Source organism: Arthrobacter sp. TmT3-37 (assembly GCF_054510835.1).
On sequence record NZ_JBTNDU010000001.1, the window covers coordinates 128456 to 153717 of the forward strand.

Annotated in this window: 22 protein-coding genes; 8 read left to right on the forward strand and 14 right to left on the reverse strand. The window is 67.8% G+C overall.

Annotated features, from left to right (window positions below; translation table 11 throughout):
• The first annotated feature begins 114 nt into the window (after positions 1-114).
• Complete coding sequence (gene galE, locus ACX80U_RS00535; RefSeq protein ID WP_459267071.1) at positions 115-1140, forward strand: UDP-glucose 4-epimerase GalE; 1026 nt, start codon at positions 115-117, stop codon at positions 1138-1140.
• A gap of 86 nt (positions 1141-1226) precedes the next feature.
• On the opposite strand, the gene ACX80U_RS00540 is transcribed toward galE, so the two are convergent.
• From ACX80U_RS00540 to fdxA, 3 genes are all read right to left on the reverse strand, one after another.
• Positions 1227-2510 (reverse strand): citrate synthase, encoded by a 1284-nt coding sequence (locus ACX80U_RS00540; protein ID WP_133083290.1) that lies wholly within the window; start codon positions 2508-2510, stop codon positions 1227-1229.
• Between the two features lie 167 nt (positions 2511-2677).
• Entirely contained in the window at positions 2678-3829 is a 1152-nt protein-coding gene (gene dapC / locus ACX80U_RS00545; protein ID WP_459267338.1) for a succinyldiaminopimelate transaminase, read from the reverse strand.
• A gap of 3 nt (positions 3830-3832) precedes the next feature.
• On the reverse strand, positions 3833-4159 hold the full coding sequence (fdxA, locus tag ACX80U_RS00550) for a ferredoxin (RefSeq protein ID WP_049829022.1): 327 nt from the start codon (positions 4157-4159) through the stop codon (positions 3833-3835).
• 144 nt (positions 4160-4303) lie between these two features.
• Between fdxA and ACX80U_RS00555 the strand changes: the two genes are divergently transcribed.
• Both ACX80U_RS00555 and ACX80U_RS00560 read left to right on the forward strand, forming a co-directional pair.
• The gene (locus tag ACX80U_RS00555) at positions 4304-4540 is read left to right on the forward strand and encodes a hypothetical protein (RefSeq protein WP_459267072.1); all 237 of its coding nucleotides are present in this window, start codon (positions 4304-4306) and stop codon (positions 4538-4540) included.
• A gap of 51 nt (positions 4541-4591) precedes the next feature.
• Entirely contained in the window at positions 4592-5086 is a 495-nt protein-coding gene (locus ACX80U_RS00560) for an ArsR/SmtB family transcription factor (RefSeq protein WP_208741610.1), read from the forward strand.
• A gap of 12 nt (positions 5087-5098) precedes the next feature.
• On the opposite strand, the gene ACX80U_RS00565 is transcribed toward ACX80U_RS00560, so the two are convergent.
• The 7 genes from ACX80U_RS00565 to ACX80U_RS00595 form a co-directional block, all read right to left on the reverse strand.
• Complete coding sequence (locus ACX80U_RS00565) at positions 5099-5707, reverse strand: hypothetical protein (RefSeq protein ID WP_459267073.1); 609 nt, start codon at positions 5705-5707, stop codon at positions 5099-5101.
• A gap of 13 nt (positions 5708-5720) precedes the next feature.
• The gene (typA, locus tag ACX80U_RS00570; RefSeq protein ID WP_459267074.1) at positions 5721-7637 is read right to left on the reverse strand and encodes a translational GTPase TypA; all 1917 of its coding nucleotides are present in this window, start codon (positions 7635-7637) and stop codon (positions 5721-5723) included.
• 216 nt (positions 7638-7853) lie between these two features.
• Positions 7854-9566 carry a dipeptide ABC transporter ATP-binding protein gene (locus ACX80U_RS00575; RefSeq protein ID WP_133083296.1) on the reverse strand — a complete coding sequence of 571 codons (1713 nt, stop codon included), beginning with the start codon at positions 9564-9566 and terminating at the stop codon, positions 7854-7856.
• Positions 9563-10585: an ABC transporter permease subunit gene (locus ACX80U_RS00580; protein ID WP_133083297.1), complete on the reverse strand. Its 1023-nt coding sequence runs from the start codon at positions 10583-10585 to the stop codon at positions 9563-9565. The genes ACX80U_RS00575 and ACX80U_RS00580 overlap by 4 nt, the downstream gene beginning before the upstream one ends.
• Entirely contained in the window at positions 10578-11504 is a 927-nt protein-coding gene (locus tag ACX80U_RS00585; protein WP_133083298.1) for an ABC transporter permease subunit, read from the reverse strand. Before ACX80U_RS00585 ends, ACX80U_RS00580 begins: the two co-directional genes overlap by 8 nt.
• Positions 11505-11637: 133 nt before the next feature.
• The gene (locus ACX80U_RS00590; RefSeq protein WP_133083299.1) at positions 11638-13275 is read right to left on the reverse strand and encodes an ABC transporter substrate-binding protein; all 1638 of its coding nucleotides are present in this window, start codon (positions 13273-13275) and stop codon (positions 11638-11640) included.
• A gap of 370 nt (positions 13276-13645) precedes the next feature.
• Complete coding sequence (locus ACX80U_RS00595; protein WP_208741616.1) at positions 13646-15475, reverse strand: ABC transporter ATP-binding protein; 1830 nt, start codon at positions 15473-15475, stop codon at positions 13646-13648.
• A gap of 89 nt (positions 15476-15564) precedes the next feature.
• Here ACX80U_RS00595 and ACX80U_RS00600 point away from each other — a divergent pair, with 89 nt between their 5' ends.
• Positions 15565-16191 (forward strand): PH domain-containing protein, encoded by a 627-nt coding sequence (locus ACX80U_RS00600; protein ID WP_459267075.1) that lies wholly within the window; start codon positions 15565-15567, stop codon positions 16189-16191.
• Between the two features lie 8 nt (positions 16192-16199).
• On the opposite strand, the gene ACX80U_RS00605 is transcribed toward ACX80U_RS00600, so the two are convergent.
• From ACX80U_RS00605 to ACX80U_RS00615, 3 genes are all read right to left on the reverse strand, one after another.
• Positions 16200-17234 (reverse strand): ABC transporter permease, encoded by a 1035-nt coding sequence (locus ACX80U_RS00605; RefSeq protein WP_208741618.1) that lies wholly within the window; start codon positions 17232-17234, stop codon positions 16200-16202.
• A complete protein-coding gene (locus ACX80U_RS00610) occupies positions 17231-18772 on the reverse strand; it encodes an ABC transporter permease (protein ID WP_459267076.1) in 1542 nt (513 codons plus the stop codon). Before ACX80U_RS00610 ends, ACX80U_RS00605 begins: the two co-directional genes overlap by 4 nt.
• Positions 18773-19004: 232 nt before the next feature.
• Positions 19005-20801 carry an ABC transporter family substrate-binding protein gene (locus ACX80U_RS00615; protein ID WP_459267077.1) on the reverse strand — a complete coding sequence of 599 codons (1797 nt, stop codon included), beginning with the start codon at positions 20799-20801 and terminating at the stop codon, positions 19005-19007.
• A 373-nt stretch (positions 20802-21174) separates the two neighbouring features.
• On the opposite strand from ACX80U_RS00615, the gene ACX80U_RS00620 reads away from it, so the two are divergent.
• From ACX80U_RS00620 to ACX80U_RS00630, 3 genes are all read left to right on the forward strand, one after another.
• Positions 21175-21489 carry a hypothetical protein gene (locus ACX80U_RS00620; protein WP_133082562.1) on the forward strand — a complete coding sequence of 105 codons (315 nt, stop codon included), beginning with the start codon at positions 21175-21177 and terminating at the stop codon, positions 21487-21489.
• A 92-nt stretch (positions 21490-21581) separates the two neighbouring features.
• Positions 21582-22640: an LLM class flavin-dependent oxidoreductase gene (locus tag ACX80U_RS00625; RefSeq protein WP_459267078.1), complete on the forward strand. Its 1059-nt coding sequence runs from the start codon at positions 21582-21584 to the stop codon at positions 22638-22640.
• A gap of 119 nt (positions 22641-22759) precedes the next feature.
• Positions 22760-23764: an acyltransferase family protein gene (locus tag ACX80U_RS00630; RefSeq protein ID WP_459267079.1), complete on the forward strand. Its 1005-nt coding sequence runs from the start codon at positions 22760-22762 to the stop codon at positions 23762-23764.
• 225 nt (positions 23765-23989) lie between these two features.
• On the opposite strand, the gene ACX80U_RS00635 is transcribed toward ACX80U_RS00630, so the two are convergent.
• Complete coding sequence (locus ACX80U_RS00635) at positions 23990-24559, reverse strand: TetR/AcrR family transcriptional regulator (protein ID WP_459267080.1); 570 nt, start codon at positions 24557-24559, stop codon at positions 23990-23992.
• Positions 24560-24613: 54 nt separating this feature from the next.
• On the opposite strand from ACX80U_RS00635, the gene ACX80U_RS00640 reads away from it, so the two are divergent.
• Positions 24614-25117 (forward strand): monooxygenase family protein, encoded by a 504-nt coding sequence (locus ACX80U_RS00640; RefSeq protein WP_133082558.1) that lies wholly within the window; start codon positions 24614-24616, stop codon positions 25115-25117.
• Positions 25118-25262 lie beyond the last annotated feature (145 nt).

Below are 25262 nucleotides of genomic sequence, written 5' to 3' on the forward strand. Positions count from 1 at the left end.
CGGCCGCTCCAGAGCCGCGTCCGTTTCGCTGGACTCATGGAACCGCACGCGAAGGACGGCCCGGAGGACGACGCGGTGGAAGAGTCGGGTGGGACGCCGACCTAGGATGGAAGCATGAAGATCCTCGTTACCGGTGGCAGTGGCTACATCGGCTCGCACACCGTCCTGACCCTGCTCGAACACGGCCATGACGTCGTCGTCGTCGACAACCTGCTGAACTCCACCGAGACCTCGCTCGAGCGTGTCGCGGCCCTCGCCGGCCGCACGCCCACGTTCCACCAGGCCGATCTGCTCGACGAGCCCCGGCTGCGGTCCATCTTCGCGGAGGAGAAGGTCGACGCCGTGATCCACTTCGCGGGCCTGAAGGCCGTGGGTGAATCGGTCGAGAAGCCGCTGTACTACTACTCCAACAACGTGGGGGGCACGCTGAACCTGCTGCGTGTGATGGACGATGCCGGCGTGCGCACGCTGGTCTTCAGTTCGTCCGCCACCGTGTACGGTGCTTCCGAGGAGGTACCCCTCACCGAGAAGCTCCCCCTGGACGCCGTGAATCCTTACGGGCGCACCAAGGAGCAGATCGAGGACATCCTCTCGGACCTCGGTGCCGCCGACCCACGGTGGAACATCGCCCTGCTGCGCTACTTCAACCCGGTGGGCGCGCATGCCTCGGGCACCATCGGTGAGGACCCCACCGGCGTGCCCAACAACCTGCTGCCGTTCGTGGCGCAGGTGGCCGTCGGCCGGCGCGAGAAGGTGATGGTGTTCGGCAACGACTACCCGACGCCGGACGGCACGGGCGTGCGCGACTACATCCACGTGGTCGACCTCGCCGAGGGGCACCTCGCCGCGCTCGACTACCTCGTGGCGCGCGGCGGCGTGCACACGTGGAACCTCGGCACCGGCAACGGCTCCTCCGTCCTCGAGGTCCTCACGGCGTTCTCGGCCGCGGTGGGCCGGGACATCCCCTACGAGTTCGCTCCCCGCCGGCCCGGCGACGCGGCCGTGAGCTACGCGGACCCCTCCTCCGCCCTGGCCGACCTCGGCTGGTCCGCGACGCGGACCCTCGCCGAGATGTGCGAGGACCACTGGCGCTGGCAGAGGAACAACCCGCAGGGCTACGCGACGGCCCCGGTCGCCTGACCTCCTCGTCCCGGAACGACGACGGCCGCCCACCTGATGGTGGGCGGCCGTTTCCGTACCGGGTGCGGGAAAGCTCGTCCCGCGGCTCAGATCGCGGGGTAGTGCCGCTCTCCCTCGCCCGTGTACAGCTGGCGCGGGCGCCCGATCTTGGTCTGCGGATCCTGCATCATCTCGCGCCACTGCGCGATCCAGCCGGGCAGGCGCCCGATCGCGAACAGCACGGTGAACATCTTCTCCGGGAAGCCCATCGCCTTGTAGATCAGCCCCGTGTAGAAGTCGACGTTCGGGTAGAGCTTCCGCTCGATGAAGTAGTCGTCCGCGAGCGCCTTCTCCTCGAGGCGCATGGCGATGTCGAGCAGTTCGTCGTTGCCGCCGAGCTTGTTGAGGATGTCGTGGGCCGTGGCCTTGACGATCTTGGCGCGCGGGTCGTAGTTCTTGTAGACGCGGTGCCCGAAGCCCATGAGCTTCACGCCGTCTTCCTTCTTCTTGACCTTCTCCATGAAGTCCTCGGGCTGCATCCCCTTGGCCTGGATGTCGCGCAGCATGTTCAGCACGGCCTCGTTCGCGCCACCGTGCAGCGGGCCGAAGAGAGCGTTGATGCCCGCGGAGACCGACGCGAACATGTTCGCGTTCGAGCTGCCCACGAGGCGGACCGTCGACGTGGAGCAGTTCTGCTCGTGGTCCGCGTGCAGGATGAGCAGCAGGTCCAGGGCCTTGACCATCATTGGATCGAGGTCGTACGGCTCGGCCGGCAGGCCGAAGGAGAGCCGCAGGAAGTTCTCCACGAGGTTCATGGAGTTGTCCGGGTACAGCATCGGCTGGCCGATGGACTTCTTGTGCGCGTAGGCCGCGATGACGGGCAGCTTCGCCATGAGGCGGAACGTGGAGAGCTCCACCTGCTCGTCGTCGAAGGGGTCCAGGGAGTCCTGGTAGAACGTGGACAGCGCCGAGACGGCCGAGGACAGCACGGGCATGGGGTGCGCGTCGCGGGGGAACCCGCCGAAGAAGCCCTTGAGCTCCTCGTGCAGCAGGGTGTGGCGGCGGATCCGTCCGTCGAACGCGGACAGTTCCTCGGGTGTCGGCAGGTTGCCGTAGATGAGGAGGTAGGAGACCTCCAGGAAGCTCGAGTTCTTCGCGAGCTCCTCGATCGGGTAGCCGCGGTAGCGCAGGATCCCGGCGTCGCCGTCGATGTAGGTGATCGCGGACGTGGTGGCCGCTGTGTTCATGAAGCCCGGGTCGAAGGTGACCTGGCCGGTCTGCTTCAGCAGTTTCGACACGTCGTAGCCGTTGTTGCCCTCAACGGCGGGCACCAGCGGGAGGCTGAGTTCGCCACCGCCGTAGTGCAGGGAAGCAGCATTCTGCTCGGTCATCGATTCTCCTTCAGGAGCTGGAGCGAGGTCGTCGCCACATATCGTCATCGCAACACAGGAGGACACACGTCACTCCGGGAAACGCACATTCAGCTGAAACGCTACCGCCAGCGGGGCCCGATCACTAATCCTGCTGCCCTTCGCCGTGCACCGGTGACCAGCGCCGCTCAGCGGACCAGGTCGGCGAGGCGGGCGACCGCCGCCTCGATCCTCTCGTCGCTGCCCGTGAGCGCGACCCGGATGAAACCTGAACCCGCATCCCCGTAGAAGGCGCCGGGGCCCGCGAGGATGCCGAGCCCGGCCAGGCGGCCGATGGTGTCCCAGGTGGGCTCGCCGTCGGACGCCCAGAGGTACAGGCCGGCCACGGAACCGCTGATGGTGAATCCGGCGGCCTCGAGGGCCGGGACCAGCAGGGCACGGCGTCGCCGGTACAGGTCCTTCTGTTCCGCCACGTGGGTATCGTCACCGAGCGCCACGCGCATCGCTTCCTGCACCGGATAGGGCACGATCATGCCGGCGTGCTTGCGCGAGTTGACGAGGTTGGCGATGATCGCCGGATCGCCGGCCGTGAAGGCAGCACGGTACCCGGCGAGGTTGGACTGCTTGCTCAGTGAGTAGACGGCCAGCAGGAGCTCGTGCGAGCCGCCGGAGACCCGTGGGTCGAGGACGCTGGGCACGGGTTCGCCGCCCTCCGCGGGATCCCAGGCGCCCCAGCCCAGTTCCCCGTAGCACTCGTCCGATGCGACGACGGCTCCGAGGGAGCGGGCGTCGTCGACGATCGCCTTCAGGGCGTGGACGTCGAGCACGTCCCCCGTGGGGTTGCCCGGCGAGTTGATCCAGACGAGGCGCACCCGGGCGCGCACGTCCCCGGGGAGTTCCGCCAGGGAATCGGCCGGGACGGGCGTCGCGCCCGCGAGATGGGCTCCGATGTCGTAGGTCGGGTACGCCACCGTGGGACGGACGACGACGTCCCCCTCGCCGAGGCCCAGCAGGAGCGGCAGCCACGCGACCAGTTCCTTGGACCCGACGGTGGGCAGGATGTCGAGGGGATCCAGGCCCGGCACGCCGCGGCGGCGCGCGAACCAGGCGCTGATGGCTTCCCGCAGCGCTGTGGTGCCGTGCGTGGTGGGGTACCCGTGCGCATCGGCGGCCGCGGCCAGCGCGGACCGGATGAGTTCCGGGGTCGGATCGACGGGCGTCCCGATGGACAGGTCCACCACGCCCGCCGGGTGCTCGGCGGCGACCGCCCGGTAGGGCGCCATCGCGTCCCAGGGGTAGTCGGGCAGGTGCAGGCCGAACGGCTTCGGCTCCCCGGCCACCACCTACGCGGGCTGGTTCTGGGGCGGCAGGGCCGCGATGATGGGGTGGTCGAAGCCCGTGTTGCCGACCTTCGCGGCACCGCCGGGCGAGCCGAGGTCGTCGAAGAACTCGACGTTCGCCTTGTAGTACTCGGCCCACTGCTCGGGAGTGTCGTCCTCGTAGTAGATGGCCTCCACCGGGCAGACGGGCTCGCACGCGCCGCAGTCCACGCATTCGTCGGGGTGGATGTAGAGCGACCGCTCGCCCTCATAGATGCAGTCGACAGGGCACTCTTCGATACAGGCCTTGTCCTTGACGTCCACGCATGGCTGCGCGATTACGTAGGTCACTTCCCACGCCTTTCGTTGGAGCTGGGTCGGCTGCGCACCCGAGGTGCGGTCTCCAGCTTAACGCAACGCCTCCCTCCGGCAGGACCACCCGCTCCCCGCCCGGGGTCGGCCGCGCCGACGCGCCCGGAGGTCTACCCTTGACGGGTGCAGAGCCCCCTCGACCTCCTCGCCTCGCTCCCCCTGAATACGAGGGTCGTCGTGCGGCGCCGCCTCGACGACGGCTTCACCGACTCGCTGGGCGACCTGATCGCGCGGGACGGCACCAGCTGCACCGTGCGCACCCGCAGGGGGGACGACGTCGTCCTCCTCTCCGATGTGGCGGCCGCGAAGACGGTGCCGCCGGCTCCGGCGCGCAGGGCCCCCCGCCGGGGAACGGCGTAACAGTGATTGGGACCTATCAATCGATAGGTCGAAGTCCCGTACAATCGGCGGATGGACACAGACGAGGATCTCCAGGCCCGAGGCCGGGCGCTCAGCTCCCCTGTCAGGCTCCGCATCCTGCGTCTGTGCCTCCATAAGGCGAGGACCAACAAGGAGATCGCCGAGACGCTGGATCTCAATCCGGCGACGGCGCTGCACCACGTGCGCACGCTCCTGTCCACCGGTTTCCTCGCGGCCGACGACGCCCGCACCGGCAACCGTGGCGCCAAGGAGATCCCCTATCGCGCCACAGGGTTGTCCTGGCACAGCCGTATCCCGAATGCGGCGCCCGTGCTCGTGGAGACGTTCCTGCAGGAGATCGAGGGCCTGCAGCCGTCCGAGATCGACGTCTGGCGCCTCGGCGTCCGGCTCAACGACGAGCACCGCGCCGAGATGATGGGCCGCATTCGTGACGTGTTCGAGGAGTACGCCCGGCGGGACCCCGACGAGGACGGCACGGCCACCTCGATCATGCTCGCGCACCACCTGGACCGCACCGCGGACTGACTCCGCGGACTGCTAGCGGCGCCGCTGCGGACGCAGCACGACGGCGCCCAGCGTCACGGCGACGAGCGTCATCGCGAGCACACCGAAGAGCCAGAGGTTGCCCGCGGCGGCGGTCCCCGGGGCGACCTCCGACGAGCCGGTGAGGATCAGCGTCTTCGACGACGTGGACAGCAGGGCGACCACGCCGTACGCGACCACTCCTGCCACCGCCGTCATCGCGACGCTCCGCGCCCAGAGCCCGCTCAGCAGGAACAGGCTGCCGGCGAGCGCCAGTGCGGCCACCGCGCCCACGGGCAGCGCCGTACCGGCGACGAAGAGCACGTGCGCGTGCAGCAGCGTCCCGAACACCGCTGCCGTGATCCCGGCGACGACAGCCCCCACCACGGCCACGAGGCGGCCCGGAGCGGACGTCGCGGGGCCCGATGACCCGGGCCGGGCGCCTGGAGCCGCGGCCGCGGCCGCAGCCGCCCGTCGATCGTCGTCGCTCCCGTACCGTCCGGCGGCCGATGCGTCCGGCACGGACGGGTCCGCCCGTGAGATCGGGCCGGAGTCCCCCGTCCCCGGGAACGCCGAACGCCGGCCCTCCCCCGCTGGGGAGGCGCCGGCGTCGTCGTGTGCCATGGTGCTGGTGGAGCTAGGCGCGGGCGCGTGAACGCGAGGCGCGCATGCGCTCGTTGGCGTCGAGGATGACCTTGCGGATACGGATGGACTCCGGCGTGACCTCGACGCACTCGTCCTCGCGGGCGAACTCGAGGGACTCCTCGAGCGTGAGGTTGCGGGGCGGGGTCAGGTTCTCGAAGGTGTCGGAGGAGGCCGCACGCATGTTGGTGAGCTTCTTCTCCTTCGTGATGTTGACCTCCATGTCATCGGCGCGTGAGTTCTCGCCGACGATCATGCCCTCGTACACCTCGGAGGTGGGCTGCACGAAGAAGGAGCCGCGCTCCTGCAGGTTGATCATCGCGAACGGGGTCACGACGCCTGCGCGGTCGGCGATCATCGAACCGTTGGTGCGGTACTCGATGTCACCGGCCCACGGCTCGTAGCCCTCGGAGATCGACGCTGCGATACCTGCACCGCGGGTGTCGGTCAGGAAGCGGGTGCGGAAGCCGATCAGACCTCGCGCCGGGACGATGAACTCCATGCGGACCCAGCCGGTGCCGTGGTTGGCCATGTTGGTCATCCGGCCCTTGCGGGCGGCCATGAGCTGGGTGACGCCGCCGAGGTACTCCTCGGGGACGTCGATGGTCATGTGCTCCATCGGCTCGTGGATCTTGCCGTCGATGGTCCTGGTGACCACCTGGGGCTTGCCGACGGTGAGTTCGAAGCCCTCGCGGCGCATCTGCTCCACGAGGATGGCCAGTGCGAGCTCGCCGCGGCCCTGGACCTCCCACGCGTCGGGGCGTGCGGTGGGCAGGACGCGGAGCGAGACGTTGCCGATGAGCTCCTTGTCGAGGCGGTCCTTGACCTGGCGTGCCGTGACCTTGGCGCCCTTGACCTTGCCGGCGAGCGGCGAGGTGTTGATGCCGATGGTCACGGAGATCGCGGGGTCGTCGACCGTGATGAGCGGCAGGGGCTGGGGGTTGTCGACGTCGGTGAGGGTCTCACCGATGGTGATGCCCTCGATACCGGCGACGGCGACGATCTCGCCGGGTCCGGCGGAGTCGGTGGGAACACGGTCCAGCGCCTTGGTGGCGAGGAGCTCGGTGATCTTGACGGTCTTCAGCTCGCCGTTCTGGCGGGCCCAGGCGACGGTCTGGCCCTTGCGCAGGGTTCCGTTGAAGATGCGCAGCAGGGCGAGGCGGCCGAGGAACGGCGAGGCATCCAGGTTGGTCACGTGTGCCTGCAGGACACCCTCGGGGTTGTAGCGGGGTGCGGGGATGTGCTCGATGATCGTCTGGAACAGGGGCTCCAGGTTGTCGTTCGACGGCACGGTGCCGTCCGCCGGCTGCTCGAGCGAGGCGGCACCGGCGCGGGCGGCGGCGTAGACGACGGGAACGTTGAGGATCGCGTCGAGGTCGAGGTCGGGGACCTCGTCCGCGAGGTCGGAGGCGAGGCCGAGGAGCAGGTCCATGGACTCGCTGACGACCTCCTCGATGCGGGAGTCGGGGCGGTCGGTCTTGTTGACCAGCAGCACCACGGGGAGCTTGGCCGCGAGGGCCTTGCGGAGGACGAAGCGGGTCTGGGGCAGCGGGCCCTCGGACGCGTCGACGAGGAGGACGACGCCGTCGACCATGGACAGGCCGCGCTCGACCTCGCCGCCGAAGTCGGCGTGGCCGGGGGTGTCGATGACATTGATGGTGATCGTCTCGCCCTTGGCGGACGGACCGTCGTAGAACACCGTGGTGTTCTTGGCGAGGATGGTGATGCCCTTCTCGCGCTCGAGGTCACCCGAGTCCATGACGCGGTCGGCGACGTCGCCGTGCGCAGCGAACGAGTTGGTCTGCTTCAGCATGGCATCGACCAGGGTGGTTTTTCCGTGGTCAACGTGGGCCACGATGGCTACGTTGCGGAGATCGCTGCGGACAGCGGTGTTGCCTGTGGTTTCAGACATGCGTAAGGACTCAATTCAGTATCAACTGCGGGGAAAGTGACGGCGGCTGCAGTGCGCGCCCTCCTACCAGTCTAGGCGAGAGGTAAAAACAGACCTAATGCGCCCTGTCAATCGGCGTCCGGATTCGCTGTGGGCGCACAACGGCGGCGGCCCCCGGGAAGGGAACCGCCGCCGTCGTCCTCCGGTCGGCGCGGTGGGCGCCGTCGTGGTGGGCCGCTATGCGACCTCGGGAGGCAGCACGAGTCCGGCGCCGGGGATCGCCGCGAGCAGCGCCTGCGTGTAGGCGGTCTTCGGGTTGTCGAACACCTCGTCCGTGGTCCCCTGCTCGACGAGCCTGCCCTTCTCCATGACGGCCACGGAGTCGGCGATCTGCCTCACCACCGCGAGGTCGTGGGTGATGAAGAGGTAGCTCAGGCCGAGATCGGACTGCAGGTCGGCGAGCAGGTTCAGGATCTGCGCCTGCACCAGCACGTCGAGCGCCGAGACGGCCTCGTCGCAGATCACGACCTCCGGGTCCAGGGCCAGGGCGCGGGCGATCGCCACGCGCTGGCGCTGGCCGCCGGACAGCTCGTTGGGGAAGCGCTGCATCATCGCGGACGGCAGTGCCACCTGGTCGAGCAGCTCGCGTACCTTCTTCTCCCGGCTCTTCGCGTCCCCCACCCCGTGGACACGGAGGGGCTCCTCGATGGTCCGGTAGATGTTGTACATCGGATCGAGCGAACCGTAGGGGTCCTGGAAGATCGGCTGCACACGGCGGCGGAAGTCGAACATCTCCTTGCGTCCGAGCGTGGTGATGTCCACGCCGTCGAAGCGGATGCTGCCCGAGGTCGCCCCTTCCAGCCCGAGGACCATCTTCGCGACGGTCGACTTGCCCGAGCCGGACTCGCCGACGACGGCGGTCGTGGTGCCGCGTGCGATCGAGAAGGACACCTTGTCCACCGCGGTGAACTCCGTGGACTTGCCCCAGTTCCCGCGGATCTTGAAGACCTTCGTCAGGTCCTCGACCTCGATCACCTTATCCGGTGAAGCACTCTTCGCTGACGCCGGGGCGAGCAGGTCCTCCGTCTCGATGCCGGCCCGCTTCGCCGACTCGATGCGGCGGGACGCGATCGACGGCGCGGACGCCACGAGCTTCTGCGTGTAGGGGTGGCGCGGGTTGGTCAGCAGCTCGAGGGCGGGACCCGCCTCGACGACCTGCCCCTTGTACATGACGATCACCTTGTGCGCGCGCTCGGCCGCGAGGCCGAGGTCGTGCGTGATGAGCAGCACGGCGGTGCCGAGCTCCTCGGTCATGGTGTCCAGGTGGTCGAGGATCTGCCGCTGCACGGTGACGTCCAGGGCCGACGTCGGCTCGTCGGCGATGAGCAGCCGCGGACGGCAGGACAGTCCGATGGCGATGAGGGCACGCTGGCGCATGCCGCCCGAGAACTCGTGCGGGTACTGGTTCGCGCGCGACTCGGCGTCGGGCAGGCCCGCCTCCGAGAGCACCTTCGCCACGTCCTGCGGGCCGCTCGGCAGGCCGTTGGCCTTCAGGGTCTCCCTGACCTGGAAACCGATCTTCCACACCGGGTTCAGGTTGGACATGGGGTCCTGCGGCACCATGCCGATGGAGGAACCCCGGAGCTCGATGATGCGCTTCTCCGACGCGGAGGTGATGTCCTCCCCGTCGAAGATGATGCTGCCGTTCGAGACGCGGCCGTTGGCCGGCAGGAGGCCGATGGCGGCGAGCGCCGTCGTCGACTTGCCGGAGCCCGACTCCCCCACGATCGCGACGGTCTCGCCGGGCATCACGGTCAGGTGCGCGTTGCGCACCGCCGGGACGTCCCCGTTCGACGTCGAGAAGGTGATGGCGAGGTCGCGGAGTTCGAGCAGCGGCTGCGGCATGCCCGACGGCGCTGCGGCCCTTGCGTTGCTGGTGCTGTGGCTCATCGTTTGCGTGCCTTCGGATCGAGAGCGTCACGCAGGGCGTCGCCCAGCATGATGAAGCTCAGAACGGTGATCGACAGCGCGAGGCCCGGCCAGAAGATGGCCATGGGGTTGCTGCGCAGCGACGGCTTCGCGGAGAAGATGTCGTTCCCCCACGACATGACGTCCGGCGGCAGTCCGATGCCGAGGAACGACAGCGTCGACTCCGCCACGATGAACGTGCCGAGGGAGATCGTCGCGATGACGATCACCGGTGCGAGCGCGTTCGGGATGACGTGCTTGACGAGGGAGCCCAGCGGCGAGACGCCGAGGGACCGCGCGGCCGTCACGAAGTCGGCGTTGCGCACCTCGATGACCGCCGCACGCGTGATGCGCGCGATCTGCGGCCAGCCGAAGGTCACGAGGATGACCACCAGCGTCCACACGTTGCGGTTCTGCTGGAAGACGGGAAGCTGCACCACGACGATCGCACCGAGGATCAGCGGCAGGGCGAAGAAGATGTCGCCCACGCGGGCGAGGACCGCGTCCACCCAGCCGCCGAAGAAGCCGGCCAGCGCGCCGATCAGCCCTCCGATGAGGACCACGCCGAGCGTGGCGAACAGACCCACGGTGAGGGAGGACTGCGTGCCGTAGACGACGCGCGAGAGGATGTCGCAGCCCTGCACGGTGAAGCCCAGCGGATGGCCGGGGGCCGGCCCGCCGTCGGAGTTCTCGAGCAGGCAGTTCTCGTTCGGCGGCTCGTTCGTGAAGATGCCGGGGAACAGCGCCACGAAGACCACTGCGAGGATCAGGACGGCGCTGATGAGGAACAGCGGCTGCTTGCGCAGGCTGCGCCACGCCTCACCCCACAGGCTGCGGGGCGCGGCGTCGGACACCGCGCTGTCGGTTGCCCGCACCGGTGTCTCGTCGGGGTCCGCCACGAAGTGCTCGATCGGGTAGGCGGACTTCTTGGTGCGTGCCACGGGGGTGGGTGCCTCGGTGGGAGCTTGCGTCCCGGTGGAGGTGGGTGTTGGTTCAGGCATATCGAATCCTTGGGTCCAGCCACGCGTACAGGAGATCCACCAGCAGGTTCGCGAGGCAGAAGATGAGGATCAGGAACGTGACGATCGAGACGACCATCGGTCCGTCTCCGTTCAGCACGGCACGGTAGAGGGTGTTGCCGACGCCGTTGACGTTGAAGATTCCTTCGGTGACGATCGCGCCGCCCATGAGGGCGCCGAGGTCGGCTCCGAGGAAGGTCACCACGGGGATCAGCGAGTTGCGGAGGACGTGCACGACGACGACGCGCCGGCGGCTGAGGCCCTTGGCCGTCGCCGTGCGGACATAGTCCGCATTCACGTTCTCGATGATGCTGGTACGGGTCAGGCGCAGGACGTAGGCGAAGGACACCAGGCCGAGGACGACCGCCGGGAGCAGGAGCTCCGTGAAGGTGGCGTCACCGCTGACCGTCGGGTTGGTCCATTGGAGCTTGACCCCGATGAGGAACTGCATCAGGAAGCCGAGCACGAAGATGGGCACGGCGATCACGATCAGGGACAGCACGAGCACGGAGGAGTCGAACAGCCTGCCCTTGCGCAGGCCCGCGATGAGGCCGAAGACGATGCCGAAGACGGCCTCGATGACCAGGGCCATGACGGCGAGCTTCGCCGTGGTCGGGAAGACCTCGGCGATGATGGTGGCGATCGGCCGGCCCGAGAAGTTGGTGCCGAGGTCGAACGTCAGCACGCCCTTGAGGTACAGCAGGTACTGGATCCAGAAGGGCTGGTCCAGGTTGTACTGCTCGCGGAGACCCGCGACGACGGCCGGGGTGCAGCCACGCTCGCCGCAGATGGCGGCGGTGGCGTCGCCGGGGAGGCTGAAGACGAGGAAGTACACCAGCAGGGTGGCGCCGAGGAAGACCGGGATCAGCTGCAGGAAGCGTCGGACGATGTACCAGACCATCAGTGCGCACCTCCCGGTGCGGCGTGCGTCCGGACGGGACGCGGGTGGGGGTTGCTCATGAGGTGGAAAACCTTTTCGTTGGCACGGAAAAGGGGCCTGCCCTGTGCCGGGCAGGCCCCGGGACCGCTACGGGTTACTTGCCGGTGATGGCGTAGTAGAGCGGAACACCGTTCCAGCCGAACTCGACGTTGTCCACGTTGTTGCTCCAGCCGCCCTGGGCGACCTGGTACCACAGCGGGATGGCCGGGAGGTCCTCGAGGAGCTGCTCCTGGGCCTTGTTCATGGCCTCGTTGCCCTCCTCGACGGAGCTGGCGGCGAGTCCGTCGGTCAGCTCCTGGTCGAACTCCGGGTTGCTGTAGCGGGCATCGTTGGATCCGGCGCCGGTGGCGTAGATCGGTCCGAGGAAGTTGTACAGCGACGGGTAGTCGGCCTGCCAGCCGGCACGCAGGGCACCGGTGAGGGTCTCCTCCGTGGCTTCCGTACGCGCTTCCTTGAAGGTCGCGTACGGCTTGCCCGCGACCTCGATGCCCAGGTTGTTCTTGATGTTGTTCACCACGGCCTCGACCCACGTCTTGTGGTCGCCCTTGTCGGCGTTGTAGCCGATGGTCAGGGGCTGCGACTCGTCGTAGGGCGCGATCTTCTCGGCGTCGGCCCAGAGCTTCTTGGCCTCCTCCGGGTTGTACTCGAGGTTCTCGCTGCCCGGCAGGTCCGCGCTGTAGCCCTCGAGGACGGGAGCGGTGAAGTCCTTCGCAGGTTCACGACCGCCGTTGAAGATGACCTCGGTGATCTCGTCACGGTTGATCGCCATCGAGAGCGCCTGGCGCCGCAGCTTGCCCGCCTCACCCTCCCAGTTCGGGAGGTAGTACGGCACGGCGATCGTCTGGTTACCCGCGTAGGGCGACTCGATGGAGCGCTCGCCGAGGTCGTTCTTGAAGTTCTTGATGTCGCTCGTCGGGATCGTCTTCAGCACGTCGAGGTTGTCCGAGATCAGGTCCTGGTAGGCCGTCGTGTCGTTCTGGTAGATCTTGAACGTCACGCCGCCGTTCTGGGCGGCCTGGGGGCCTTCGTACTCGTCGTTCGGCACGAGTTCGATCTGCTGGTTGTGCTGCCAGGCACCCTCGGACGCGAACTTGTAGGGACCGTTGCCGATCGGGTTCTCGCCGAAGGCTGCAGGATCCTCGAGGGCGGCGGCGGGCAGCGGGAAGAACGCACTGTACCCGAGGCGCAGCGGCCAGTCGGACTCGGGCTGGGCCAGCTTGACGGTGAACGTGCGGTCGTCGACGACGGTGAGGCCGCTCATGGTCTCCACGGTGGAGCCCTCGGCACTGGCCTCGTCGTAGCCTTCGATGCTCTCGAAGAAGTAGCTCGAGAGCTGCGCGTTCTTCGCGGCGGCGCCGTAGTTCCAGGCGTCCACGAAGGAGTTCGCGGTGACGGGGTCACCGTTGGTGAAGGTCTTGCCCTCCTTGAGCGTGATCGTGTAGTTCTGGGCGTCCTCGGTCTCGATGGACTCTGCCATCTCGTTCTGGGGCTTGCCCTCGGCGTCGTAGCTGACCAGGCCCGCGAAGATGAGGTCGAGGATCGCTCCGCCACCCACCTCGTTGGTGCTGGTGGGGATCAGCGGGTTCTGGGGCTCGGATCCGTCCACCACGATGACGGCGTCCGTGGTGCCGCCGCCCGTGCTGGATTCAGTGCTTCCGCCGCCGCATGCACTCAGCGACAGAACGGCGATGGCCGCGACGCTGAGCATTTGGGAAGTGCGCGTGAAACGCATTCCGCCTCCTAGGTATTTGGGTCGTTCCGGCGTTGATGTGGCCGGATAGTTGTCCCGCAGGTAGCGAGAGCCAACTCACACCGGAAGATTCTATGCCCGTTCTGTTGCTTCCCTGAACATCCTGTCGGGGAAGGCTCCCAGCCGGCTTTCAGCTTCGGCAGCCGTTCCAGTATTTCCGCAGGCCAGCGGGGAGAAGGGCGCGGCATCACGCTTTGATAACGGGTGCGGGAACTGGCACTCCGGCTCTGTACCGGCGGCAGGACGACGCGGCGGATCCCTGCAGCGCCGGCCACGGCGGGACCTGCAGGGAGCTCACGGGAGCGCCCGCCCCGCCGGTAGGCAGGACGGGCTCCTCGCCGGTGCGGGGCGGCTAGTCGGTCGACGCCAGGAGCTTCGCCCGCAGTTCACGGCGCTCGCGCTGTTTCGCCGGATCGGGCAGCGGAACGGCCGCCAGCAGCCGCTGGGTGTACGGGTCCTGCGGGCTGCGGAGGATCTGGTCACGGGTGCCCTGCTCCACGATCCGTCCGCGCTTCATCACGCAGATGTAGTCCGCGAGCACGTCGACGACGGCGAGGTCGTGGGTGACGAACAGGCAGGCGAAACCGAGTTCGCGCTGCAGGTTCTGGAAGAGCTCGAGGACCTTCGCCTGCACGGACACGTCCAGGGCCGACGTCGGCTCGTCCGCGACCATCAGCTTGGGCTTCAGCGACAGCGCCCGCGCGATGCCCACGCGCTGCTTCTGACCGCCGGAGAGTTCGTGGGGATACCGGTTGCGGTAGGAGCGCGGCAGCTCCACCTGGTCGAGCAGCGTCTCGATGCGCTTCTGCAGCTCACCGCCCTTGGCCTCACCCGCGAGGAACATCGGCTCGCCGATGCTCTCGCCGATCGGCAACCGGGGATTCAGCGACGACGACGGGTCCTGGAACACCATCCCGACATGGCGCCGCACCGCCACGAGCTCCCTGGACGTGGGCCGGAGACCCGAGATGTCGGTACCCACGACCTTCAGCGACCCGGCCGCCACGGGCAGCAGGCCGACGGCGGCCCTGCCGATGGTGGTCTTGCCGGAGCCCGATTCGCCGACGAGCCCGATGACCTGGCCGGGGTAGACGGTGAGGTTCGCGCCCTCCACCGCCCGGAAGGCCGGGACCCGACCCTGCTTCGGGTACTCGATGGCGACGTCGACGAGCTCGAGCACCGGCGCGGCGGCCGGAGGGGCCACCGCGTCCTCGGCCGGGAGTTGGGCGAGGACCTCCTGCTCACGCCGTTCCAGCTCGTCGTGATCGATCGTCTGCAGCTCCGTGTGGGTCGCCGCCGCCAGCGCCGCGGTGATGTCGACGTCGTCGTCCCCGTCCCCCTGTCCGAGGTGGGGCACGGCGGCGAGCAGCGCCTTCGTGTACTCGTGCTGCGGAGCGTTGAAGATCTGCTCCGCCGTGCCCGTCTCCACGATGCGTCCCTTGCGCATCACGGCGATCCTGTCGGCTAGGTCCGCCACCACGCCCATGTCGTGCGTGATCAGCACGATCGCGCTGTTGAGCTGGTTCCGCAGGTTGCGCATGAGGTCGAGGATCTCGGCCTGCACGGTGACGTCGAGGGCCGTGGTCGGCTCATCGGCGATCAGGAGCTTGGGGTCGCAGGACAGCGACTGGGCGATCATCGCGCGCTGACGCTGGCCGCCGGAGAGCTGGTGCGGGTAGGAGCGGAACGCCTTGTCGGGATCCGGAAGCTCGACCATCTGCAGCAGGCGCAACGCCCGCTGCCTGGCCTCGTCCGGGGAGATCTCGTTGTGCAGGCGCAGCGTCTCGACGATCTGGAACCCGACGGTGTACACGGGGTTCAGGGCGGTCATGGGCTCCTGGAAGATGACCGCGACGTCGTTGCCGCGGATCTGCCGCAGCTTCGCCGGCGACATCGTCAGCACGGACTTGCCGTTGAGCAGCACCTCACCCGTGACGCGGCTGTTGGAGGGCAGCAACCCGAGCAGCGACATGGAGCTGGCGCTTTTGCCCGAGCCGGACTCCCCCACGATCGCCAGCACCTCGCCGGCCCTCACCTCGTAGTTGAGGTCGATCGCCGCCGGGACCCACTTCTTGTCCACGCCGAAGTCGACGCTGAGGTTGCGGACCTCGAGCACGGGCCCCTGGGACGCGTCGCGGTCCGCGCCGGTGTCACCGGTGCCGCCGATTACCTGGGTACTCATGAGGGGATCTCCTTCGTGACGGAGGCACCGCGCGGGCGCGCAGCCTCCTGGATTGCCGCGCGCGGCTGCGGTGCTGGGACTATTGAGCCATGGAGAGCTCGAGGGAAGTGGCAGGGGCCACCGTGTTCAAACCGCGCACCGGTGTCTGGTTCACGGGGGTCGCTGTCCTCGTCGCTGCGGGCGGACTCGCGTCGGTCGTGGCGACCGAGGGCGCGGGCGGCCTGCTCGCGGGCTGGCCGCTCGTCGGAATCGCCTACCTCGGCTGGTGGCTGTTCTGGTACCCGGCGGTCGTCCTCGCGGAGGACGCCGTGACCCTCCGCAACCCGCTGGCGACCGTCCGCGTCCCCTGGGCCGCGCTGATCGATGTGGACACCAAGTACGCCCTGAAGCTCGTGACGCCCACCGGTGCCTTCACCGCCTGGGCCGCGCCTGCTCCGGGAGTCTGGGGAACCCACGCGGGGAAGCCCGAGCACGTGACCAATCTGCCGTCCACGAGTTACGGCCCCGGAGGGTCCATCCGCCCGGGCGATCTCAAGAACACGGATTCCGGCTACGCGGCGTACCTGGTCCGCTCGCGCTGGCAGGACCTGGTGGAGAGCGGCGCGCTCGATGTCGACCACCCGGAACGCGCCCGACGCTCCTGGAATCTCCCGCATCTCGCCGTGGCGGTCGTCCTTGTCGCCGCGGGCGCCGCGTCGCTGAACCTCGCGTCCTAGGAAGCTCCTCACGCCGCGGCGGGCTTCTCTGCGTCCTTGGCCCGGTTGGCGTTGAACTTCTTCTGCCGCGGGTCGAAGGCGTCGCGCAGTCCGTCGCCGATGAAGTTGATGCACAGGCAGATGAGCACGATGAACAGCCCGGGGAACCAGAACAGCCACGGACGCGTCTGGAACGCCTCCTGGTTCTGGCTGATGATCAGGCCCAGGGACACATCGGGTGCCTTCACGCCGAACCCGATGTAGCTCAGCGCTGTCTCGAGCAGGATGCCCGCGGACATGAGCAGCGTGGTGTTCACGATGATCACACCGACGGCGTTCGGCAGGATGTGCTTGAAGATGATGCGGGTGTTGGACGCGCCGGCGATCTTCGCCGCGTCGACGAACTCGCGCTCCCGCAGCGTGAGGAACTCGCCGCGGACCAGGCGGGCGAGGCCCGTCCAGGCGATCAGGCCGAGGAAGATGCCGAGCAGCCACACCTGGGCGCCGCTGCCGACGAACCGGTTGACGGACTCGCCCAGCGTCGCCGCGATCAGGACCAGGGGGATGATGATGATGATGTCGGTGAAGCGCATCAGCACCGCCTCGGTCCAGCCCCGGAAGTAGCCGGAGCACGCCCCGACCACGACGCCGACGAGGCACGCGAGAGCGCCGATGAGGAACATGATGATGATCGAGTTCTGCGCCCCGCGCATCGTCATCGCGAAGTAGTCGCGACCGATGGAATCCTGCCCGAACGGGTGCTCACCCCAGCTGAACGGCCCGGTGACGGTCGGGGCACCGCCGTTGAGCAGGGCGACGAATTCGGTGTGGTTGTACTTCCACCAGCCGGGGATGCCCGCGAAACCGACGGACGTGAACGCGAGGACGAAGATGATGGCGAACACGATGAGGCTGATGATCGCGGCCGTGTTGTCGAAGAACTTCCTGCGGACGATCTGCCCCTGGGACAGGCCCTTCGCCTCGGCCTCCGGGGCGGGGTGGGTGGGACCGGTGATGGTCCCCGCTTCTCCGCCGGGCAGGTCGGAGGGAGTCTGAGTGCTCATGCTTTCACCCTTACACGAGGATCGAGGAACGAATACACGATGTCGGCCACCAGGTTGAAGACCAGCGCCAGGATGCCGGCCACGAGGAAGAAGCCCATGATCGGATCCGGGTCGGTGCGCTGCAGCGCCTGCACGAAGAGCTGCCCCATCCCTGCGAAGGCGAACACCTGCTCCGTGATGATGGCACCGCCGATCAGGGCGCCGATGTCGAACGCGACGAGGGTCGCGAGGGGGATGAGCGCGTTGCGGAAGGCGTGCCGCATGACCACGGTCCGCTCGCTGAGGCCCTTCGCGCGCGCCGTGCGGATGTAGTCCATGTTCATGATCTCCAGCATCGATGCGCGGGAGTACCGGCTGTAACTCGCGAGCGAGGCGAGCAGCAGTGCGAGGGTGGGCAGGAGCAGATGCGTGAACGTGTCGAGACCCGTGACCCAGAAGGTCCCCTCGAGCCCGGGCGTCTCGGCGCCCACGGTGGCGATCGGCCTCCCCCGCACGCGCGAGTTGCTGACGTAGGACGGCCACGTGACCATGAAGCGGTCCACCACGATCAGCAGGCCCATGAGCAGGCCGGTGATGGCCGCTGCCCGCATGCTCTGACCGCGGTCGTACCCGCCCATGACGTAGCCGACCGCCATGCCGACGAGCACCGTGAGGATCGCGAGGACGACGATCATCCAGATCGTCGCGGCGTTGAGGATCGGGTTGACGACGTAGTACGCCACCAGGCCGATCGCCACCATGATGAGCGACGAGTACAGGGCCTTGCGGTTGCGCAGCCCCGCCGTCAGCAGCACGATGCCGAAGGCGATACCGACGCCCGTGACGAGGATGACGATCGGCCCGAGCCCCGGCGAGGAGAACCAGTCGACGAGGTCCAGCACGAACAGGAGCGCCGCGGCGACGACGGCGCCCAGGACGAAGGCGATCCCCTTGCGCTTCCATGACCTGCTGGCGAACAGCGCCCAGATGAGGCCGCTGGCGATGGCGACGACGAGGATCGTCGAACCCGGTATCCGGGGATCGGCGAGGAAGTTGTTGAAGCCGATGGCGCCGAACTCCTTGAGGAGGACGGCGAGCCAGAAGATCGGCAGGGAGAAGAACAGGAAGGACATGAACGTGACGCCGTAGTCCAGTCCGCTGTACTGGCGCAGCGCGGTGATGATGCCCAGCGAGACACCGATGATGATCGCCAGTACGGTGGCCGTGGTGACGAGCGTGATGGTGTTGCCCATCGCGCGGACGAGCGCCGTGGTCACGGCTTCACCCTGGATGCTCGTTCCGAGGTCGCAGGTCGCCGCGAAGGGGATCAGACACTTCGCGGCACCCGCCAGCCAGCCGAAGTAGCGCAGCGGAGCCGGCGTGTTGAGGTCGAGAAGCTCCGTCCGCGCCTGGATGAGCTGCTCCCGGTTCGGGGCGTTGCTGGCCCGGAGCTCCTCGAGCGGATCGCCGGAGAGCGCCGTGAGCTGGTAGACCACGAAGGACGCACCGAACAGGATGAGGACGGCCGTCACCAGACGCCGAACGATGTAGGTCACCATAGATTTCGAGCCTCAATATCGGATTCGATGGGTCATTCCCGTGCTATCGCAGAAGTGTAGTGCAGGGTTTCAGGCCGCCGGGACGCGCCCGATTCCGCACTTCCGGGAACCTCTGTTCGGGCGCCGACCGGGCGGCACCCTCGCTGCAGGCGGCACAGACGAAGGCGCCGGGACAGGCGAGTTCTCCTGTCCCGGCGCCTTCTCGCTCAGAGCGGGTGTCCCGGTGGTCGAGCTACTGGGTGATTTCCCAATCCCAGAGGTTCCACCAGATGCCGGTCTGGTTCGGCATGTACTCGATGCCGCTGACGTTGTCGCTGTACGCGTCCACACCGGGCACCTGGAACAGGGGCAGTCCGTACTTCGAGTCCCAGATGAGCTTGTCGATCTGGACCTGCAGTTCGTCCTGCTTGTCGGGATCCGTGGTCACGACGAGCTCGTCCATCAGCTCGTCGGCCTCGGGGCTCGAGAACCCGTTGAAGTTGGAGCCTGCGCCCGACTTGAAGATCTGCGGTACGCCGGACACACCGACACCCGAGTTGATCCACCCGAAGATGGTCGCATCGTAGGTGCCGTTGCCGAGCGCCGCACTCCAGTCGGAGGCACCGAGCCCGCCGTCGACGATCTTGAAGCCGGCCTGCGAGGCCGACTCCGCGATCAGCGTGTAGGAGTTGAGGCGGTTCGGGTTGTCGCGGTTGTACATGATCCGGACCTCGGGTGTCGCCCCGTCGAGCAGCTCCTTCGCGCCCTCGATGTCGACCTCGTCGTAGGCGTCGGACCCGTTGGTCGAGGCGGCCTCCTCGTAAGGCTCCTGGTCGGCGAGGAACAGCTGCGAATCGAGCGGCGCCGCGTCGGGGTTCAGCTTCTTGATGATCGAGTCCACCAGCTGCTGGCGGGGCACCGTCTTCATGAAGGCTTCGCGGACGCTCTCGTCTGCGAAGACGCCGCTGAAGTTGAGATCCAGGTGGTCGTAGGACAGCTCGTTGCCCCGCGACACGGTGACGCCCTCGACGGCTTCCAGCTGCTCGACGGTGTCAGCGGACGCCTGCGGCGCGATGATGTCCGCCTCGCCGTTCTGCAGGGCCTGGACCTGGGCAGGAGCCTCACCGATGTAGCGGACGGTGATCTCGTCCACCTTCGGGATGGGACCCCAGGTGTAGTCCTCGTTGCGAACGAGCGTCATGGACTGGTCCGGAGTCATGGCCGAGGCGATGAACGGACCGTTCGAGAGGAACAGCGACGGATCGGTCGGCAGCGACTTCGTGTCGAAACCGGCGTTCCAGAAATCGGCCAGTGCCTGCACCTCGGGGCGCTCGACGGGGTTCTCAGGGTCGCCTGCCGGCGTGGTCTCGATGAGCTCGATGAGCGCGTCCTCGTCGGCGAGGCCGCCCTTCTCGGCCACGACATGCGCCGGCGTCGAGATGCCGCCCTCGCTCATGAGGCCGAAGGCGACCTCGTAGTCGGCGAAGGGCTCGGAGTAGTTGAGCGTGATCGAGCGGCCGTCGTCGCCGATCTCCGGGAGCTCGGTGAGGGCGAGACCAGTTGTGTCGCCCGCGTAGTCGAAGTAGGTCGCACCCGACACGACTTCACCCGCCTCGTCGGTGGTGGAGTCGTTGAAGTATCCCGATCCGATGGCCCACGAGAGCAGCAGGTCTCCGCCGTCGACCGGTTCGCCGTCGGACCAGTTGACGCCCTCGTTGACCGTGTACTTGACGCTGAGCGGGTCCTCGGAGAGGACCTCCATGGAGCCGAATTCCTCGTTCTTGACGACCTTCAGGTCATTGTCGATGTAGACGAACCCGGAGTGGGTCGCATAGGCGATCCGGCCGTTGATGTCCGAGTTACCCTCGGAACTGTTCGAGTTGAACGAACTGAAGCCGTTCACCTCGACGACCCGGATATTTCCGCCCGTCGCTTCGCCCTCGGCGCTCTCCTCGGGTGCTTCAGCACCCGTGTTGGCAGCGCAGGCGCTCAATGCGAGTGCTGCGACAGCAGCGACGCCCAAAGCTTTGGAAGTACGTCCGAAACGCATTCCGCCTCCTAATTCATAGTGTGGTTCCAGCTTCACGCGGTGTTGCATGACAGCCGACACGCGACCCGAGAGGGTGACGCCACTCACGTGAGCAAAAGCCTAAGTGCACTTTGTTACCAACAGGTATCTCTGGGACATCCGCCCGAGTGTTGTTATCGAGCTGCAACCAAATGGTCACAGGCCTTCGCCACTGCATCTGCGGCAACACCTGGTCGTCCCTTCGGTCCCCGGCGTGCTGAGGGCAACTCCTGCTTGAAATGGCGCCGTGCGCGGTGTTTTGCTGGGGAGGCCGGCACCGCCGGCCGGGTGTCGCCGTCGTGCGAGGAAGCTGCAGCGGCGCACTGTCGACGACACGGGACGGACGTGAAGCGGGATGGCGTGGCTCTTCGTGGACAAGCACGCGGCGGTCTGGGACGACGACGCCGATGTCCAGGCGGCGATCGGAGCGCTCAAGGTCCGGCTGGACCAGCATGCCGAGGTGCACCTGTCGATCCAGAGCAGGGGCCTGAAGGGGCCGGTCTTCGTCATCACCAGGGAGACGGTGCTCAGCTCCCCCGAGCTGAGCAATCGCTTCAACGCCGACCTGTTCGCCGAGCTCACGACGCCGACCGCGCGGAACAGCCCGACCATCCACTGGTTCTCGGACGGGCGCGGCTTCGTCTCGGAGACGAACAGCCGCATGTGGTGAGGAGCCGGCCCTCCCCGTTCTCCCAGCCGGCGTGGCATCCGGCGCATAGGCTGGGATCAGTCGTCCACTGACCCGATCTTCCGGAGGAAGCCATGCCCGTCAGTCCTCGCCCGCTGCGCAAGCTCGGCTTCCTCACGATCGGCCTGTTCGATCCGGTGGATCCGGCCGCCGGGCATGAGTCGACCCTGCGGATCATCGAACTCGGAGAACGGTTGGGGTTCGACAGCGCCTGGTTGCGCCACCGTCACCTGCAGTTCGGGATCTCCTCCCCGATCGCGATGATGGCCGCTGCGAGCCAGCGGACCTCCCGGATCGAGATCGGCACCGCGGTGACCCCGCTGGGCTGGGAGAATCCGCTGCGCCTGGCCGAGGACCTTGCCACCGTCGACCTGCTCGCCGGTGGGCGGATCAACCCCGGCCTGAGCGTGGGGGAACCAATGCACTACGACACGGTGAAGGACGAGCTGTACCCGGACTCGGCGGATCTGGAGGACTTCGGCTACGCACGCGTGGAACGGTTCGCCCGGATGATCGCGGGGGAGCCGGTCCGGGAGTTCTCCGGCCGGCAGGGCGTCGTCGAGGAGTTCTCCGACCGCGTGGAGCCACACTCCCCCGGACTGCGTCGACGTCTCTGGTATGGAGCGGGCAGCAGCAGATCGGCAGTCTGGGCCGGGGCCAACGGCTTCAATCTGCTCTCCAGCAGCGTGATCTTCCCCGAGCCGGACCAGGAACCGGATTTCGCCCGCATCCAGCAAGCCCAGATCCTCGCCTACCGCGAAGCCGCCGCGGCTTCATCCGCCGCGCCTGGTCCGGCCCGCGTCTCGCAGGGCCTGGTGGTGATCCCGACCGACTCTGCGTCATCGGACCAGCGCGAGAAGTACCAGCGGTACGTCGATGCACGCGTGCCCCGCACGAGGTCGCCGCAGGGGCCCAAGGGCATGCTGTTCGCCCCGGACCTCATCGGTACCAGCGCTGAGATCGCGGAGCAGCTGTACGCGCACGCGGGGTTCCAGGAGGTCGACGAGGTCGCGTTCGCCCTGCCCTTCAGCTTCGACCACGAGGACTACGTCCAGATCCTCACCGACATCGCCGGAAAGCTGGGGCCGGCTCTCGGGTGGGCTCCCGCCGGCGTCGGTCAGGCCGTCCGGTAGCTCCCGCGTAGCGGTTCGCGGAGCGGGAGTACACGTCGGCGGTCGATGCGACGGAATCCGACGGGGCGGCGGGGCTTGGTCTACCGTTGGGACTGACCGATTCGACCACGGAGGCATCCTTGGCGACCCTGCACACACGCGCACCGGCTGCTCCGTCGACCCGATCCGGAGCCATCGACGCCCTCCGCGTCCTCGCGGTCGTCGCGGTCGTGACCGGTCACGTGTGGGCGGGACCGCTCATCGACGCCGGCCTCTACACCTGGCACGTCCCCGCGTTCTTCGTGCTCTCCGGGTACCTCTGGAAGAACCGCGAACCGCACTTACGAGGGGCTGTCGCAACGGAGGCGAAGAAACGCTTCAGGACCATCATGACGCCCTACGTCGCATGGTTGGTCCTGACCCTCCTCGTCCACGTCCCCCTCCACATCAAGCGCGGCACGCTGACGACCGACGCCGTGACACTGCCCCTCATCGGCGGGTCCCTCAACGCGGGGCCTTTCGGTGCCTACTGGTTCATGAGTGCCCTGTTCGTCTCGGCCGTCATGTTCCGGGCGCTGGAGCGGGTTCCCCTTGCCCTCCGGGTCGCACTCATCGCGGCGATCACGGCGGTCACCTACCTGTTCGGGGACGTCCTCGCCCGGCTCCCCCTGTCGCTCGGGGTTGCCGGCGCCGCGCTGATCTTCCTGCTCGCCGGTCAGGGACTCCGGCGCGTCCGGAGTCGGGTGGAAGCGCCGATCCGGTTCGGCGCAGCGTGCCTCGTCGCGGGGGCCACACCTGTCGTCGCCGGAGTGTCTGCGCCACTGGACATGAAGTACAACGAGCTCGGCACACCGGTCCTCAGCATCGTCGTGGCGGTGCTCATCAGCTCCGGCCTCGTCCTGATCCTCGAGGGCGTGTTCGCCCGGCTGCCGGCACGGGTCCACGTCCTGTCCACCAGGCTCGCCGCGGGTTGCCTGATGGTGGTGCTGACCCACACCTACGTGCTGTGGTTGCTCGCTGTCCCCGACACGGAGCGGCCGTTCTGGGTGCTGATCGCGGCACTGGCTTTGCCGTGGGCCGTCGCGATGACCCTCCACCGGACGCCGCTCTCTCCCGTCCTCCTCGGAGCACCACGCGCCAGTTGAACAGAACCACCTGCACCGGCGCGCGGGTCCTGACGCTCGGCCGGGCAGCCAGCCCGTACCCCGGCTCGTGCGGCCAGGCACGATGTCGTGCGCGTGGTTCAGGGTCGATCTGGCAGTGCCGCCGGGCGTGACCATCAGCGATGGTGCCGTCTTGGGGGGATGCAGTCGTCGCGGGAGACCCCCCGTGGGAGCGTGCCACCCCGGCTCCTCGAGAATCAAGGGTCCCTAGCGCCCCAGCGAGCGACCGAGCTTCCGGATGGCGGCATCGTAGGCCTCGCCCCAGGTCCAGCCCGCCGCCGGCGCACCGGCCAGCTCCAGTGCCACCAGCCCGTGGACCTGCCCCCACACGACGCCGACCATCGAGGCGATCTCATGATCCGCTGCTCCAGGCAACGCTGCGGCAACCGCGCTGAACAACGGCATGATCGACGGCTCGGCGGCAGCCGGCGTCGGCTGACACGGCACCTGGCCGGCCAGAGGGCCGGCGAACATCAGGCCGTAGAGGATCGGATGCTCCAGCGCCCAGGTCCGGTAGGCCCGGCCCAGGGCTTCGAGGCCGCCCGCCGCGGCCTCCTGCTGGGAGGCCGCGAAGGAAGCAAAGCCGTCGTCGAGTACGGCAGTCAACAGTTCCGCCTTGCCTCCGAAGAGTGAATACACCGCCGTCGTCGACGTCCCGGCAGTAGCGGCGATGGTGCGCAGTGACACGGAGGCGGCGCCGTCGCGGGCGATGAGGGAGGCTGCGGTGTCGAGCAGCCTGCGTCGCAAGGTCTCGTCATGGGCGATCGGTCTTGCCATGGGACCAGTATTCCATAACACTGTTTCATAACAGCGTTATGACAGGAGAAGCACATGACGAACCAAGTGCACGCAGGACGTTTCACGGCAGACCCCGAGGGTGGCCCGGTGACGGTCTTCCTGATTGGAATGCGCGTCAACCGATGGTGGAAGTTCGGGACGGTGGCACGGGTGGGCGCGGCCATGCCGAGGATGCTCGCCCATCTGGCCGCGACGCCGGAGGCCGGTCTTCTGAGCTACCAGCAGTGGATCGGCCGGACCACCATCATCGTCAGCTACTGGAAGAGCCCGGAGCATCTGCAGCGGTTCGCGGCCGACCGGTCGGCGCCGCACCTGGAGCCCTGGCGCCGGTTCATGCGCGAATCCGCCGGCACCGGCGATGTCGGCGTGTGGCACGAAACATACGAGACGATGCCGGGTGGCAGGGAAAGCGTGTACAGCGACATGCCCGTCTTCGGACTGGCAGCGGCCACGGGCCATGTACCCGTAGGAGCGGGACTGAACACCGCGCGCCAGCGCCTGAAGGCGGACGAGGTCGGGCGGCGCCTGCCGGAGTGACCCGTTCCCGCCAGATCTCGCAGAGGATCTCGCCCAGCGGAAGAGACCTCCGATGCCGGCGCCGTGCAGGACCGGGCCACCCGCCGGCGTCATCGGCGGATCGCTTCGCGATCGCGTCGTGCACGGGGCGCTTCCTCCTCCGTGC

Coding starts and splice junctions, on each gene's coding strand:
- ACX80U_RS00575 (WP_133083296.1), bottom strand. CDS start 9,566: ATGAGCCACAGCACCAGCAACGCAAGGGCCGCAGCGCCGTCGGGCATG.
- ACX80U_RS00540 (WP_133083290.1), bottom strand. CDS start 2,510: ATGACCGAGCAGAATGCTGCTTCCCTGCACTACGGCGGTGGCGAACTC.
- ACX80U_RS00625 (WP_459267078.1), top strand. CDS start 21,582: ATGCCCGTCAGTCCTCGCCCGCTGCGCAAGCTCGGCTTCCTCACGATC.
- ACX80U_RS00590 (WP_133083299.1), bottom strand. CDS start 13,275: ATGCGTTTCACGCGCACTTCCCAAATGCTCAGCGTCGCGGCCATCGCC.
- ACX80U_RS00635 (WP_459267080.1), bottom strand. CDS start 24,559: ATGGCAAGACCGATCGCCCATGACGAGACCTTGCGACGCAGGCTGCTC.
- ACX80U_RS00620 (WP_133082562.1), top strand. CDS start 21,175: ATGGCGTGGCTCTTCGTGGACAAGCACGCGGCGGTCTGGGACGACGAC.
- ACX80U_RS00615 (WP_459267077.1), bottom strand. CDS start 20,801: ATGCGTTTCGGACGTACTTCCAAAGCTTTGGGCGTCGCTGCTGTCGCA.
- galE (WP_459267071.1), top strand. CDS start 115: ATGAAGATCCTCGTTACCGGTGGCAGTGGCTACATCGGCTCGCACACC.
- ACX80U_RS00565 (WP_459267073.1), bottom strand. CDS start 5,707: ATGGCACACGACGACGCCGGCGCCTCCCCAGCGGGGGAGGGCCGGCGT.
- ACX80U_RS00580 (WP_133083297.1), bottom strand. CDS start 10,585: ATGCCTGAACCAACACCCACCTCCACCGGGACGCAAGCTCCCACCGAG.
- ACX80U_RS00610 (WP_459267076.1), bottom strand. CDS start 18,772: ATGGTGACCTACATCGTTCGGCGTCTGGTGACGGCCGTCCTCATCCTG.
- ACX80U_RS00595 (WP_208741616.1), bottom strand. CDS start 15,475: ATGAGTACCCAGGTAATCGGCGGCACCGGTGACACCGGCGCGGACCGC.
- ACX80U_RS00600 (WP_459267075.1), top strand. CDS start 15,565: ATGGAGAGCTCGAGGGAAGTGGCAGGGGCCACCGTGTTCAAACCGCGC.
- typA (WP_459267074.1), bottom strand. CDS start 7,637: ATGTCTGAAACCACAGGCAACACCGCTGTCCGCAGCGATCTCCGCAAC.
- ACX80U_RS00560 (WP_208741610.1), top strand. CDS start 4,592: ATGGACACAGACGAGGATCTCCAGGCCCGAGGCCGGGCGCTCAGCTCC.
- ACX80U_RS00605 (WP_208741618.1), bottom strand. CDS start 17,234: ATGAGCACTCAGACTCCCTCCGACCTGCCCGGCGGAGAAGCGGGGACC.
- ACX80U_RS00640 (WP_133082558.1), top strand. CDS start 24,614: ATGACGAACCAAGTGCACGCAGGACGTTTCACGGCAGACCCCGAGGGT.
- ACX80U_RS00585 (WP_133083298.1), bottom strand. CDS start 11,504: ATGGTCTGGTACATCGTCCGACGCTTCCTGCAGCTGATCCCGGTCTTC.